The sequence below is a fragment of the Streptomyces sp. NPDC043738 genome, assembly GCF_056436545.1.
In genome coordinates, this window is record NZ_JBWKCJ010000020.1 from 1 (window position 1) to 13,499 (window position 13,499).

Genomic DNA, 13,499 nt, shown 5'->3' on the forward strand with positions numbered 1-13,499 from the left:
TGGGGGGAAGAGGCGGGGGGCTCCTGGGAAAAAAAAGGGGGGGAGGGGGACCAGGCGGGGAGAACAAGGAAAGAAGAGAGAACGACCCCCCCCGCCCCCCCCCCCCCCCCCCCGCTTCGGCACTGTCCGTGAGTGCCGCGGAACTCAGCCGCTGTACGGCTTGGCGTCGAGGATCCGCACGCTCGCCTTCTTGCCGTTGGGGAGCTCGTACTCCGCGTCGGCGCCCACCTTCTTGCCGTTCACGCCCGTGCCCAGCGGCGACTGCGGGGAGTAGGTCTCGATGTCCGAGCTCGCGTACTCCCGCGAGGCCAGAAGGAACGACAGCGTGTCGTCGGGGTCCCCGTCGAACGCGATGGTGACGACCATGCCGGGAGCGACCACGCCGGTCGCGGCGGGGGCCTCGCCGACCTTCGCGGTCTGCAGCAGCTGGGTCAGCTGGCGGACGCGAAGCTCCTGCTTGCCCTGCTCTTCCTTGGCCGCGTGGTACCCGGCGTTCTCCTTCAGGTCACCTTCCTCGCGGGCCGCCGCGATCTTCTCGGTGATCTCGGCGCGTGCGGGACCAGACAGGTGCTCCAGCTCGGCCTTGAGCTGGTCATACGCCTCCTGGGTCAGCCAGGTGACGTTCTCGCTGGTCTGGGTCACAGGTGCTCCTCGTCGGTACTGGGGATAAATCAAACGCCCTACCAGGAAGGTTTGCGCCTTCACGGGTGGGCGAAACCACGAGCCTAACAATTCCGGCACAAAACGGGGAAGAGGAAATTCACAGTGACCGCTCAGCTGTGCATCATCCCTGATCAGAGGCGGTCACGACACGCCTACCGGGCAGCGGCGGCCGGGCGTGGCCGGAGGCGTGGTCGCGGGCGGTCGCCGGACCGTCGCGGTGCGGTCACGGCCCGCCGGGCGCCGGGCGCGCTCAGCCGGGCGCCGGGTGCTGGGCGCGCTCAGCCGTCGCCGGCCGCCGTGCAGCCCACCAGCACCGCGTTGGTCGCCCGCTTCGTCGTACGCACCGTGACCTCGGTGTCCACCTGGTCCGTGCGCTGGTCGACGGTGACGTCCTTGCGGCCGACCTCGGCGCCGTCCGCGGACTGCGAGCGCAGGGTGCACACGCCCTTGGCGTCGGCGTCCTTGACGACCTCGAGATGGACCTTGACGGCGTGGTCGGACACCGCGTCCCAGGTGATCACGCGGCCGCTGAGGTCCTGGCCCGCGATGTAGGAGGCGCCCGACCAGCCGACCACGCCCAGCAGCGCGACGCCGAACACCGCGCCGGCGATCTTGAGCTTACGGTCCGCGCGCTGGTCCGCGGAGCGGCCGTAGCGTCCGTCGGGGAGCCCTTCGCGCACCGCGGTCATGATCAGTCCTCCTGGCCTACGGGGACCTCGACCGGGAACCCCCGGGGGGTCCCCGCCCCAGGGAATACAGCGCCCCCTCGCTTCGGTCACTATAGGAGGCATCTTCTCCGGCCTTTACCTGAGGATCGAGTCTTGACTGAGCAGCTGCGTTTGATGGCGGTCCACGCCCACCCCGACGACGAGTCGAGCAAGGGTGCGGCCACCATGGCCAAGTACGTGTCCGAGGGGGTGGACGTGCTGGTCGCCACCTGCACAGGCGGTGAGCGAGGCTCCATCCTCAACCCCAAGCTCCAGGGGGACCCGTACATCGAGGAGCACATCCACGAGGTGCGCAAGAGGGAGATGGACGAGGCCCGGGAGATCCTGGGCGTCAAGCAGGAGTGGCTGGGCTTCGTCGACTCCGGGCTGCCCGAGGGCGACCCGCTGCCGCCGCTGCCGGAGGGCTGCTTCGCGCTGCAGGACGTCGAGGAGGCGGCCGGGCGGCTGGTGAAGCTGATCCGGGAGTTCAAGCCGCAGGTCATCACGACCTACGACGAGAACGGCGGCTACCCGCACCCGGACCACATCATGACCCACAAGATCACGATGGTGGCCTTCGAGGCGGCCGGCGACCCGGAGAAGTACCCGGAGGCCGGCGCGCCCTGGCAGCCCCAGAAGCTCTACTACAACCAGGGCTTCAACAAGCCGCGCACCATCGCGCTGCACGAGGCGCTGCTGGCGCGTGGCATGGAGTCGCCCTACGGCGAGTGGCTGGAGCGCTGGAAGCAGTTCGAGCAGCGTGAGCGCACGCTGACCACCTACGTCCCCTGCGACGAGTTCTTCGAGATCCGTGACAAGGCGCTGATCGCGCACGCCACCCAGATCGACCCCGACGGCGGCTGGTTCCGGGTGCCGATGGACATCCAGCGCGAGGTCTGGCCGACGGAGGAGTACGAGCTCGCGAAGTCGCTCGTGGACACTTCCCTCCCCGAGGACGACCTCTTCGCGGGCATCCGCAACAATTGAGCCCATGATGAGCGCGACAAGCACCCTCGCCCTGACGCACTTCGTCACCCTTGCCGACAGCTTCGACAAGAACAAGGTGACGCCCGGCGTCCTCGGCTTCATCGTCTTCGCGGTCATCGGCGGCGCCGTGTGGCTGCTGATGAAGTCCATGAACAAGCACATGAAGAAGGTGGACTTCGACGAGCAGCCGGAGGAGGGCGAGGCGGGCACCCGCGCCTCGGCCGCCTCGACGGCCGCCGAGCCGAAGACCGGCTGAGGGGGCGGATCGGCGGGTGTGCGGCGCGACCGACGGGCGACGGCCCGTCCGGCCGCCCGCACCGGCTCGCCGGTCCCCGCGGACCGGGTGACGGCCGAGGGCCGGCCGAATGGCTCAGGCCGGCCTGCCGCCCCGGCGGCTCGCTGACCCGAGCGGTCAGCGAGCCGGGCCGTACGCCCTCGGCGGCCGGGCGCCGCAGCGAGCCGGGCGGGGCGTCGCGGGCTCGGCGTGGCCCGGACCCGCGCCCCGGATCACTCCACGACGCCCGGCGTGACCAGCACCCCCATGACCTCGCGTGCGTGGCGGTTGGGCACCATGCCCAGGCGCCAGGCCTGCCAGCCCGACTCCGGCTCCACCCCGCGGTCCAGGAGCAGGGCGAACGCCTCCGCGCAGTCCTCCAGCTTCGCGTCGCGCAGCGGGTGGCCGTCCCGCACCAGCTGCGCCAGCTCCTCCTGGGCGACGGCCGTGCCCACCACGCTGCCGCCCGGTGAGGCGAACGGCAGCAGCGTGCAGCGCAGGAACCGCGCCCAGTCCGCACCGCGCCGGTCGTCGTAGCCGGCGAATATCCGGGCCGCCTCGTCGGCCAGCTCCAGCGCCTGCCCGGCCCGGCCGTTGCCGGCGTCGATGATCACCAGCTCCAGGCAGGACCACGCCTCGCCGTGCGGCACCCCGATCCGCTGGAAGTCCCTGCGGGCGTCCTGCAGCAGCTGGCGGGCGAAGCCGCTGTTGCGCAGCGACCCGGTCTGCGCCGCCCGCAGATCGCGGGTGACCCGCCCGGAGTGGTGCCGGGCGCAGGCCAGGCCGTAGCCGTCCTGCATCCGGCTGAACATCGTCCGCGAGCGCTCCAGCTGCCGCAGCGCCGCGTCGTGCTCGCCGTGCTCCTCCAGCGCCTGGCCCAGGTAGTACATCGTCCAGGCCTCACCGCGGGCGTCCTCGTGCTGATGGTGCAGCGGCAGTGCCTGCCGCAACCGGTCCGCCGCGGGCCCGGGCTCGCCGTCCAGCAGCCGGGCGCGGGCCAGCTGTGTCATCGCCCAGGCCTCGCCCCGCTCGTCGTGCGTCCGGCCGTACAGCTCCATCGCGGCGTGCAGCGCGCTCTCCGCCCGCGGTACCTCGCCCATCCGCAGATACACCTGGCCGAGCTGGAAGTGCGCCCACGCCTGGCCGTGCAGACTCTCGCTCTCCTCGTGCAACTCAAGCGCCTCACGGAGCATGGCGATGGCGTCGGCGATCCGCGCCCGGTCCCGCTCCACCGCCGCCAGGGCGTGCAGCGTCCAGGCCCGGTCGCCGCGCATGTCCGGGCCCGACTGCAGCAAAAGCGCCTCGCGGAGCTTGGCCGCGGCCTCGACGAGGTCGCCCTGCTGCTGGAGCGTGATGCCCAGGTCGCGCAGCGCGCGGGCGGCGCCCGCCGGATGCTGCGCCTCGAAGTACAGATCGACCACCGAGGACAGGGTCGCGCGGGCCTTGTCGAGCTCGCCGAGCTGCCGGGCCGCCACACCCGTACGCCACTGCACCGAGCGGACCAGCAGCCCCTGGCCGACCGCCCGGGTCAGCTCGCTCAGCTCGCCCAGGCGGTAGAGGTCGCCGCGCAGCAGGCAGTAGTCGGCCAGGGCGCCCAGCAGATGGGAGACCGTCGCCTGGTCCACACCCTGGTCGGCGTGGCGCAGCGCGGCCGTGATGAAGCTGGTCTCGTCGTCCAGCCACTGCAGGGCGGCGTCCAGGGACGTGAAGCCGTGCGAGCCGAAGCGGTCGGCACGGGTCGACGTACGGCCGTCGACCAGCCGGATGACCGAGTCGGCCAGCTCCGCATAGCCGCGGATCAGCCGCTCCTGGGCCACGCCGCGCTCGTCGGCGTCCTCCTCGTCCAGCAGCCGGGCGTGGGCGAAGCGGTGCACCAGGGCGTGCAGGCGGAAGCGCTCGCCGCGGACGTGCTCGATCAGCCCGGCTCGGGCCAGCGTCGTCAGCTGCCGCTCCGCCTCGGCGTTGTCGACGTCCAGCAGCGCCGCCGCGGCCGCCGCCCCCAGGCTCGCCCGGCCCACCAGCGCCAGCCGGCGCAGCAGCCGCCGGGCCGTCTCGGACTGGTCGGCGTAGCGCAGCGACAGCGCCCGCTCCACCGGGGAGGCCGCGTCGTGGGCCGCCAGGTCCGCGGCCAGCGCGGCGGCCGTGCGCGAGCCGAGGGAGGAGCCCGCCACCCGCAGCGCCAGCGGCAGCCCCGCGCACAGCGCGGAGATCTCCCCGACCGCCCGGGAGTCGGGCGCGGCCGCCTCGCCCGGCGCCTGCGCTCCGTCCGCCGCGGCGGCCCGCAGCAGCTCTTCGGCGCCCGCCGCGTCCAGGGGCCCCACGGGCAGCTGGTGCACCCACGCCGGAAGGTCCCCGGGCAGCTCCAGCGGCGCCCTGGACGTCACCAGCACCAGGCTGTCGGAGCGGTCCGGGATCAAGGTGCGCACCTGCTCGGGGTCCGAGGCGTCGTCCAGCAGGACCGTCACCGGAAGGCCGGTCAGATGCTGGTGGTACAGCTCGGTGAGCCGCTTGACGTGCTGCTCCTGGGACGGGCGCTCACGGAACAGCAGCTGCTCACGCGGTGCGCCCAGCCGGTTGAGCAGATGCAGCAGCGCGTCCCGGGTCGGCAGCGGCACCTCACCGGGGGTGTCCCCGCGCAGGTCCACCACGCAGGCGCCGCGGAACTGATCGCGCAGCTGGTGCGCGGCCCGTACCGCCAGCGCGGTGCGCCCCGAGCCCGGCTCGCCGTGCAGCACCACCACCGTCGGCCTGGTCTCGGTGCTCGCCCGGGCGGCGTGCACCCACTGCGCGATCCGCGTCAGCTCGTCCCGCCGCCCGGCGAACGGGCCGTCGGGACGGGGGAGTTGGGAGAACGAGTGCTCCAGTACGGACCGCTGCCGGGCGGCCGCGCTGCGGTCCGCGCCGCGCAGCTGCGGCCCCCGGGCGGCCTTCGCCGCGGCGGCCGGCTGGGCCGCCGCGGCCGCCGCCGTCAGCATCCGCTGCTGGTCCAGGAACGGCCGGACGCCCCGTACCTCCAACGCCGTCAGCCACTGCAGCCGCAGCTGCTCCGGGCCGCCGGGCTGACCGCGCAGCCCGGCCTGGCGGTGCGCCGCCGGCCAGTGGCCCGCGGTCAGCTTCAGGACCGTGGCCGCCGCGCCCGCCACCACCACGGCGGCCCCCACGCCCAGCGCCGCGCCCGCGCCCGTGCCGTAGGCGAGGTCCGTGCCGAACGCCGCCATCGCCGCGACCGCCGTCGCCACCGCGGGGGTGCCCAGCTCCCTGCGGGTCAGCCGCTGCGCAAGCGACGGCTGACCGGCGGCCGCCTCGTCCAGGGCCCGGACATACGCGGTGTACTCCTCGGCGGCGCTGCCCGCCACATCCTCCAGCGCCGCCTGCGCTCTGCCGAGCAGCGTGCCGGCGTCCAGCCGTCCGTCCGAGCGCCGCACCTCTTCCTCGACGGCCCTGGTCAACAGAGCTCGCGCTGCCTCCCGATGGTCCGCTCGCAGCGCGGCCGGTGAGCCCGACATGCCTCTCCCCCTCCAGCAGTCCCCGCAGTCGTCGGCGGTCCCGCGCCCGGGCGGTGATCTTCGCCGTACGCACAGTCTTCCGCGTCCGCACGGATTCCGGCAGACCTGTGGATAACCCCGGACCCGGCCGGACACTCTCCCCTGCCGCTCCTGACCCCCCGGGTCACCTTGGGAGAGGATGGAGCCATGCCGAACCGCCTGGCTCATGAGACTTCCCCGTATCTGCTCCAGCACGCCGACAACCCCGTCGACTGGTGGCCGTGGTCCGCCGACGCGTTCGAGGAGGCCCGGCGGCGCGGCGTGCCGGTGCTGCTCAGCGTCGGCTACAGCTCCTGCCACTGGTGCCATGTCATGGCCCACGAGAGCTTCGAGGACCAGGACACCGCCGCGCTGCTCAACGAGCACTTCGTGTCGGTCAAGGTCGACCGCGAGGAGCGCCCGGACGTCGACGCCGTGTACATGGAGGCCGTGCAGGCCGCCACCGGGCAGGGCGGCTGGCCGATGACCGTCTTCCTCACCCCCGACGCCGAGCCCTTCTACTTCGGCACGTACTTCCCGCCTCGGCCCCGGCACGGCATGCCCTCCTTCGGGCAGGTCCTGGAAGGGGTGCGCAGCGCCTGGGCCGACCGCCGCGACGAGGTCGGCGAGGTCGCCGGGCGGATCGTCGCCGACCTGTCCGGGCGGTCGCTGACCGATTCGCTGCCCGCCGACCGTCGGCCGCCGCGCCCCGAGGAGCTGCACACCGCGCTGATGGGCCTGACCCGTGAATTCGACGCGGTGCGCGGCGGGTTCGGCGGCGCCCCGAAGTTCCCGCCGTCCATGGCGCTGGAGTTCCTGCTCCGCCACCACGCCCGCACCGGCTCCGAGGGGGCCCTGGAGATGGTGCAGGCGACCTGCGAGGCGATGGCCCGCGGCGGTATCTACGACCAGCTCGGCGGCGGGTTCGCGCGCTATGCGGTGGACGCCACGTGGACGGTGCCGCACTTCGAGAAGATGCTCTACGACAACGCGCTGCTGTGCCGGACCTACGCCCACCTGTGGCGCGCCACCGGCTCGGACCTGGCCCGCCGGATCGCCGTGGAGACCGCCGACTTCATGGTCCGCGAACTCCGCACCGACCAGGGCGGCTTCGCCTCCGCCCTCGACGCGGACAGCGACGACGGGACGGGACGGCACGTCGAGGGCGCGTTCTACGTGTGGACCCCGGAGCGCTTGCGGGCCGTACTGGGGGAGAAGGACGCGGAGTTCGCCGCCACCTATTTCGGCGTCACCGAGGAGGGCACCTTCGAAGAGGGCGCCTCAGTGCTCCAGCTCCCCGACACCGACGGCCTGGTGGACGCCGAACGGCTGGTCGCCGTCAAGGAGCGGATGCTGGCGGCCCGCGCCGAGCGCCCCCGCCCCGGGCGGGACGACAAGGTCGTCGCCGCCTGGAACGGGCTGGCCATCGCCGCGCTCGCCGAGACCGGCGCCTACTTCGACCGCCCGGACCTGATCCAGGCCGCCACCGACGCCGCCGACCTGCTGGTCCGTGTCCACATGGACTGGCAGGCCCGGCTGCACCGCACCTCCCGCGACGGCGTCCCCGGCGCCAACTCCGGGGTGCTGGAGGACTACGCCGATGTCGCCGAGGGCTTCCTCACCCTCGCCTCGGTCACCGGGGAGGGCGTCTGGGTGGAGTTCGCGGGCTTCTTCCTGGACACCGTGCTGCTGCAGTTCACCACCGAGGACGGCGCGCTGTACGACACGGCGGCCGACGCCGAGGCGCTGATCCGCCGCCCCCAGGACCCGACCGACAACGCCACCCCCTCCGGCTGGACCGCGGCCGCCGGCGCCCTGCTGTCGTACGCGGCGCTGACCGGCAGCGACCTCCACCGGGGCGCCGCGGAGCGGGCTCTGGGCATCGTCACCGCGCTCGGCGGCCGCGCCCCGCGCTTCATCGGCTGGGGCCTCGCCGTCGCCGAGGCCGCGCTGGACGGGCCGAGGGAGATCGCGGTCGTCGGCCCGCAGGGCGATCCGGCCACCGCCGCGCTGCACCGCGCCGCGCTGCTCGGCACCGCCCCGGGAGCGGTGGTCGCGCTGGGCGCCCCGGGCTCCGACGACACCGGCGAGGTGCCGCTGCTCAAGGACCGCCCCCTGGTGGACGGCGGTCCGGCCGCGTACGTCTGCCGCCACTTCACCTGCGAGCGTCCCACGACGGACCCGGACGAACTGGGCGACCGGCTGCGGGGGTGAGTCCGCCGGCCGGGTGGCGCGTCCGCCAACCGGCCGCTGTCGGTGGGCAGTTGTAGTCTGCCGGAGTGATGACCTTGCTGGGGCGGCGTGCCCTTGTCCACGAGGCCGCGGCGTTGCGGGCCGGCACGGACGACCCGGTCGCCGCGGCGCACCGTACGTGCGACCGCATCGACGCCGTCGACCGGCAGGTGCGGGCGTTCGTGCCCGAGCCCGGCCGGCGCAAGCGGCTGTCGGCGGCCGCGCGGGTGCCGGCGGCGGACGGTGCGCCGGCCGGTGCGCCGGCCCCCTCGGGGCGGCCGCCGCTCCATGGCGTCCCCGTGGGCGTCAAGGACATCGTGCGGGTCGACGGCCTGCCGACCCGGGCCGGCTCGGCGCTGCCGCCCGAGGTGCTCGGCGGTCCCCAAGCCGCGGTCGTCGACCGGCTGTGCGCGGCCGGCGCGCTGATCGCGGGCAAGACCGTGACGGCGGAGTTCGCGGTCACGGCGCCCGGACCGACCCGCAATCCGCACAACCCGGCCCACACTCCCGGGGGTTCGAGCAGTGGTTCGGCGGCCGCGGTCGCGGCCGGCATGGTGCCGCTGGCCATCGGGACGCAGACCGTCGGCTCGATGATCCGGCCCGCCGCGTACTGCGGCGTGACCGGGTTCAAGCCCACCTACGGGCGGATCCCGGTCGACGGGGTGATCCCCAACGCCGTCAGCTTCGACACCCTCGGGTGCTACGCCACGGACGTGGCGGGTGTCGCCCTCGCGGCGTCGGTGCTGCTCGACGGGTGGCGCGGGGCGCGGCCGGAGGCGGGCGGGCGGCGCCCGGTGCTGGGCATACCGGCCGGCCCCTATCTGGAGCGGGCCGGCGAGGAGGCGCTGCACGCCTTCAAGGACCAGCGGGAACTGCTGCGGGCAGCGGGGTACACGGTCCGCGAGGTCCCGGTGATGGACGACTTCGAGCAGGTCGTGGCGCAGCTGTTCACGATGAACCGCTACGAGGTCGCCCGGGCCCACGCCGACTGGTTCGCGCGCTTCGGCGGCCGCTATCGGGAGCAGACCGCGGTCGCCATCCGTCAGGGCCACACGATCAAGGAGGCCGTCTACGAGGCGGCCCGCGCCCGGCGCGCGGAGTTCCGCGAGCGCCTCGCGGCGCAGGGGAGCGCCGCCGGCGTCGATCTGTGGATCGCCCCGGCCGCCACCGGCCCCGCGCCCGCCGACCTCACCACCACCGGTACCTCGATCATGTGCCTGCCCTGGAGCAACGCCGGTCTGCCGGCCCTCAGCCTGCCCGCCGGTCACGCCGCCAACGGGCTGCCGCTCGGCCTGCAGGTCGTCGGCGGCTTCGGAGCGGACGAGGACCTGCTGGCGGCGGCGGCCGGGATCGAGGGCGTGCTCAGCGGGGCGGCGCCCCAAGTCCTCGGCTCGCCCGGCCTCACGGCGTGAGGCCCCGGGCCAGTACGTCCATCGTCCGGTCGATCAGGGCGATCAGCGCGTCGGGGTCGGCGGTCGGGCTCTGGGCGGCCCAGCTCAGCATCGCCTCCTGGAGCGCGGCCAGGATGGCCGCGCTGACGACCCGCAGTTCCAGATCGTCGGCGGGGCGGCCGGCGCGTTCGGCCAGCACCGCGCTGATCAGCGCGGCGATCCGGGCGCTCTGCTCCGCCGATCGCCCCCGGATGGCGGGCACGTCGCGGATCAGCCGGATGCGCTGGAGGAGTTCGGCGCCTTCCTGCGCGGCGATCTTGCCCAGCGCCTCGACGGTGACCTGCCGTATCGACTCGACCATCGGCTCGTTTGCGGGGCGGGCCCGGATCCCGGTCGCCAGCAGGGTGTCGTACTCGTCCGTCAGCACGAGGTCCTCCTTGGTGGGGAAGTACCGGAAGACCGTGCTCAGCGAGACGTCCGCGGCCTCGGCGATCCGGTCGACGGGGGTCGCCTGGTACCCCCGCTCGGCGAAGAGGCGGTAGGCGGCCCGCCGGATCGCCTGCCGGGTCTTGGCCTTCTTCCGCTCACGCAGCCCGGTCCGCGGTGTCCGGGGCGGGGCGGTGGCGTTCGTGCGTGCGCAGACCATGCCCGGCATTGTCCGGCATCGGGTGCGCGCGGGCCATGTCGGCGGCCGTGAGCCGAGGCGCGCGACGGCCGACTGTCAGTGGCCCATGTCACGCTGGAGGACGAGGTGACGACTTTGGGTGACCGAGGGTGGTGGCTTTCGGGGCGCGCCGCGGGCGCGCCCCGGGAGTGCGGGTCAGGCGTGTGTGTAGGCCACCAGGGAGATGCCGACGTAGTGGACGACGAAGGCGGCGAGCGTGAGGGAGTGGAAGACCTCGTGGAAGCCGAACCAACGCGGTGAGGGGTTGGGGCGCTTGATGCCGTAGATGACGCCGCCGGCGCTGTAGAGCAGGCCGCCGACGACGACCAGGACGAGGACGGCGATACCGCCGGTGCGCAGGAAGTCGGGGAGGAAGAAGACGGCCGCCCAGCCCATGGCGATGTAGCAGGGGGTGTAGAGCCAGCGGGGCGCGCCGACCCAGAAGACGCGGAAGGCGATACCGGCCAGCGCGGCCGCCCAGATCGCCCAGAGCAGCACCTGGCCCCGGGATCCGGGCACCAGCAGCACCGTCACCGGTGTGTAGGTGCCGGCGATGATCAGGAAGATGTTGGCGTGGTCGAGGCGGCGCAGCACCCCGTCCATCCGCGGACTCCAATTGCCGCGGTGGTACAGGGCGCTGACGCCGAAGAGCAGGCAGGCGGTCAGCGTGTAGATGGCGCAGGCCAGGCGGCCGCGGGGGCTGTCGGCGAGGGCGGTGAGGATGACGCCGGACAGCAGGGCGGCGGGGAACATTCCGGCGTGCAGCCAGCCCCGCAGCTTCGGCTTGAGGGGCGCGGCCGCGGCGGTGACCGCCGCGATCGCGGGCGGCGCGGAGGGGAGCTTGCTCTCGGCGGCGTCGGGCGCGGAAGTCATGGCGCAATGCTACCTACGCCACCGTAAGTTACGGATTCATGCGGAAGTGGTGACGGTCACGAATGCGCCCTCTGGACAGAACTCTCTTAGGGTCGGATGATCAAATGAGTGCGGTCGGCACCGGATGAGCGGTCGCGAAGCATCCGGGTCGCAGCCCCCAAGGGGCAGACAACCAAAAGAAGCGGATCATCCCGTCACAAACGGGCACATATCCGTCCACACCCTCATCTAGGAGCGATCGTGGCGCGCGACAACGCGGCTCCCACCATTCCGACCCGTCACCAAGGCCTCATCTCCTGGGTCGACGAGATCGCAGCGCTCACCCAGCCCGACCGGGTCGTCTGGTGTGACGGCTCGGAGGCGGAGTACGAGCGTCTGTGCGAGGAGCTCGTCGACAAGGGCACGTTCAAGAAGCTCGACCCGATCAAGCGCCCCAACTCCTACTACGCGGCCTCCGACCCGACCGACGTCGCGCGGGTGGAGGACCGCACGTTCATCTGCTCCGAGAAGGAGGAGGACGCCGGCCCGACCAACCACTGGAAGGCCCCCGCCGAGATGCGGGAGATCTTCGCCGGTGAGCAGGGCCAGGGCGGCATCTTCCGCGGCTCGATGAAGGGCCGGACGATGTACGTCGTCCCGTTCTGCATGGGCCCGCTGGGCTCCGAGCTGTCCGCGATCGGCGTCGAGATCACCGACTCCGCGTACGTCGCCGTCTCCATGCGCACCATGACCCGCATGGGCCGGCCGGTCCTGGACGAGCTGGGCGACGACGGCTTCTTCGTCAAGGCCGTGCACACCCTGGGAGCGCCGCTGGCCGAGGGCGAGCAGGACGTTCCGTGGCCGTGCAACTCCACCAAGTACATCTCGCACTTCCCCGAGGCCCGCGAGATCTGGTCGTACGGCTCCGGCTACGGCGGCAACGCGCTGCTGGGCAAGAAGTGCTACGCCCTGCGCATCGCCTCCGTCATGGCCCGCGACGAGGGCTGGCTCGCCGAGCACATGCTGATCCTCAAGCTGACGCCGCCGCAGGGCGAGTCGAAGTACGTGGCCGCCGCCTTCCCGTCCGCCTGCGGCAAGACCAACCTCGCCATGCTGGAGCCCACGATCTCCGGCTGGACCGTCGAGACGATCGGCGACGACATCGCCTGGATGCGGTTCGGTGAGGACGGCCGGCTCTACGCGATCAACCCCGAGGCCGGCTTCTTCGGCGTCGCGCCCGGTACCGGCGAGCACACCAACGCCAACGCCATGAAGACGCTGTGGGGCAACTCCGTCTTCACCAACGTCGCCCTGACCGACGACAACGACATCTGGTGGGAGGGCATGACGGAGGAGACCCCGGCCCACCTCACCGACTGGAAGGGCAACGACTGGACGCCGGAGTCCGCGACGCCGGCCGCCCACCCCAACGCCCGCTTCACCGTGCCCGCCTCGCAGTGCCCGATCATCGCGCCGGAGTGGGAGGACCCCAAGGGCGTGCCGATCTCGGCGATCCTCTTCGGCGGCCGCCGCGCCTCGGCCGTGCCGCTGGTCACCGAGTCCTTCGACTGGAACCACGGTGTCTTCCTCGGCGCGAACGTGGCCTCCGAGAAGACCGCCGCCGCCGAGGGCAAGGTCGGCGAGCTGCGCCGCGACCCGTTCGCCATGCTGCCGTTCTGCGGCTACAACATGGGCGACTACATGGCCCACTGGGTCAAGGTCGGTGCCGGCAAGGACCAGTCGAAGCTGCCGAAGATCTACTACGTGAACTGGTTCCGCAAGAACGACGCGGGCAAGTTCGTCTGGCCGGGCTTCGGTGAGAACAGCCGCGTCCTGAAGTGGATCGTCGACCGGCTCGACGGCCGCGCCGAGGGCGTCGAGACCCCGATCGGCATCCTGCCGGCGAAGGGGTCCCTGGACACCGAGGGCCTCGAACTGGCCGACGCCGACCTGGACTTCCTGCTCACCGTCGACAAGGAGATCTGGCGCGAGGAGGCCGCCCTGGTCCCCGACCACCTCAACACCTTCGGCGACCACACGCCCAAGGAGCTGTGGGACGAGTACCGGGCGCTGGTCCAGCGGCTGGAGCAGTAGCCGGCGCCGACGCAACGCCCGGCCGGGGCCCCGCACGAACTGGTGCGGGGCCGGGGGGGGGGGGGGGGGGGGGGGGGGGGGGGGGGGGGGGGGGGGGGGGGGGGTACAGGG

The 13,499-nt window shown here is 73.0% G+C and carries 10 protein-coding genes; 5 read left to right on the forward strand and 5 right to left on the reverse strand.

Annotated elements, in window-relative coordinates:
- Positions 1 to 144 precede the first annotated feature (144 nt).
- Both greA and AC0680_RS24415 read right to left on the reverse strand, forming a co-directional pair.
- A complete protein-coding gene (greA, locus tag AC0680_RS24410; protein ID WP_384432513.1) occupies positions 145 to 642 on the reverse strand; it encodes a transcription elongation factor GreA in 498 nt (165 codons plus the stop codon).
- A gap of 299 nt (positions 643 to 941) precedes the next feature.
- A complete protein-coding gene (locus AC0680_RS24415; protein ID WP_478632334.1) occupies positions 942 to 1,352 on the reverse strand; it encodes a DUF4307 domain-containing protein in 411 nt (136 codons plus the stop codon).
- 132 nt (positions 1,353 to 1,484) lie between these two features.
- Here AC0680_RS24415 and mca point away from each other — a divergent pair, with 132 nt between their 5' ends.
- Both mca and AC0680_RS24425 read left to right on the forward strand, forming a co-directional pair.
- Complete coding sequence (mca, locus tag AC0680_RS24420; RefSeq protein ID WP_478632336.1) at positions 1,485 to 2,357, forward strand: mycothiol conjugate amidase Mca; 873 nt, start codon at positions 1,485 to 1,487, stop codon at positions 2,355 to 2,357.
- A 4-nt stretch (positions 2,358 to 2,361) separates the two neighbouring features.
- Complete coding sequence (locus AC0680_RS24425) at positions 2,362 to 2,613, forward strand: RAMP4 family protein (RefSeq protein WP_468985572.1); 252 nt, start codon at positions 2,362 to 2,364, stop codon at positions 2,611 to 2,613.
- Positions 2,614 to 2,864: 251 nt separating this feature from the next.
- Here the strand turns inward: AC0680_RS24425 and AC0680_RS24430 are convergent, their stop codons facing one another.
- Positions 2,865 to 6,137, reverse strand: coding sequence for a tetratricopeptide repeat protein (locus tag AC0680_RS24430; RefSeq protein WP_478632338.1), 3,273 nt, complete (start codon positions 6,135 to 6,137; stop codon positions 2,865 to 2,867).
- 186 nt (positions 6,138 to 6,323) lie between these two features.
- Here AC0680_RS24430 and AC0680_RS24435 point away from each other — a divergent pair, with 186 nt between their 5' ends.
- Together AC0680_RS24435 and AC0680_RS24440 are read left to right on the forward strand one after the other, a co-directional pair.
- Positions 6,324 to 8,369: a thioredoxin domain-containing protein gene (locus AC0680_RS24435; protein ID WP_478632341.1), complete on the forward strand. Its 2,046-nt coding sequence runs from the start codon at positions 6,324 to 6,326 to the stop codon at positions 8,367 to 8,369.
- 65 nt (positions 8,370 to 8,434) lie between these two features.
- The gene (locus AC0680_RS24440) at positions 8,435 to 9,799 is read left to right on the forward strand and encodes an amidase (RefSeq protein WP_478632344.1); all 1,365 of its coding nucleotides are present in this window, start codon (positions 8,435 to 8,437) and stop codon (positions 9,797 to 9,799) included.
- On the opposite strand, the gene AC0680_RS24445 is transcribed toward AC0680_RS24440, so the two are convergent.
- A complete protein-coding gene (locus tag AC0680_RS24445) occupies positions 9,789 to 10,424 on the reverse strand; it encodes a TetR/AcrR family transcriptional regulator (RefSeq protein ID WP_478632346.1) in 636 nt (211 codons plus the stop codon). The two genes, AC0680_RS24440 and AC0680_RS24445, sit on opposite strands and share 11 nt — an antisense overlap.
- 174 nt (positions 10,425 to 10,598) lie before the next feature.
- Positions 10,599 to 11,315, reverse strand: coding sequence for a PAQR family membrane homeostasis protein TrhA (gene trhA / locus AC0680_RS24450; RefSeq protein WP_478632347.1), 717 nt, complete (start codon positions 11,313 to 11,315; stop codon positions 10,599 to 10,601).
- A 240-nt stretch (positions 11,316 to 11,555) separates the two neighbouring features.
- Between trhA and AC0680_RS24455 the strand changes: the two genes are divergently transcribed.
- Positions 11,556 to 13,388 carry a phosphoenolpyruvate carboxykinase (GTP) gene (locus AC0680_RS24455; RefSeq protein WP_478632349.1) on the forward strand — a complete coding sequence of 611 codons (1,833 nt, stop codon included), beginning with the start codon at positions 11,556 to 11,558 and terminating at the stop codon, positions 13,386 to 13,388.
- Positions 13,389 to 13,499: the final 111 nt, after the last annotated feature.

Coding starts and splice junctions, on each gene's coding strand:
- AC0680_RS24430 (WP_478632338.1), bottom strand. CDS start 6,137: ATGTCGGGCTCACCGGCCGCGCTGCGAGCGGACCATCGGGAGGCAGCG.
- AC0680_RS24435 (WP_478632341.1), top strand. CDS start 6,324: ATGCCGAACCGCCTGGCTCATGAGACTTCCCCGTATCTGCTCCAGCAC.
- AC0680_RS24425 (WP_468985572.1), top strand. CDS start 2,362: ATGATGAGCGCGACAAGCACCCTCGCCCTGACGCACTTCGTCACCCTT.
- trhA (WP_478632347.1), bottom strand. CDS start 11,315: ATGACTTCCGCGCCCGACGCCGCCGAGAGCAAGCTCCCCTCCGCGCCG.
- AC0680_RS24445 (WP_478632346.1), bottom strand. CDS start 10,424: ATGGTCTGCGCACGCACGAACGCCACCGCCCCGCCCCGGACACCGCGG.
- AC0680_RS24415 (WP_478632334.1), bottom strand. CDS start 1,352: ATGACCGCGGTGCGCGAAGGGCTCCCCGACGGACGCTACGGCCGCTCC.